The following is a 279-nucleotide window of genomic DNA, read 5'->3' as shown; positions in this document are numbered from 1 at the left end:
CTATTTTTGATATGACTGATCAATTGTTTCCGGTCACAGCAACATGGGGATTGGATCGATGGGAAAGGATGCTGAAGGTGCAGCGGGAGTCAAGTGACTCGATTGAATTGAGAAGGGCACGTGTATTGAATCTCATGTCAAACATTCCACCGATCACGTATGCATCACTAGAAAGAGCGGTGAACCGGTTCTTGAAGAACCCTAGCGCAGTGGTTCGTCTAACAACTGGCCGCTATCATTTCTCTCTTCGTGTTAATTTGGATGACCTGCAGAACACCA

At 46.2% G+C, this 279-nt stretch carries 1 protein-coding gene; it reads left to right on the top strand.

Features of this window, described 5'->3' with window-relative positions; all coding sequences use genetic code 11:
• The coding region (locus R0J87_RS19745) for a putative phage tail protein (protein WP_498888381.1) at positions 1–279 on the top strand (279 nt) is incomplete at both ends.

It is taken from the genome of Halomonas sp. SIMBA_159 (genome assembly GCF_046536035.1).
GTDB lineage: Bacteria > Pseudomonadota > Gammaproteobacteria > Pseudomonadales > Halomonadaceae > Vreelandella > Vreelandella venusta_A.
Note: the sequence above shows the minus strand (reverse complement) of the source record. Positions and strands in the feature narration are given on the sequence as shown.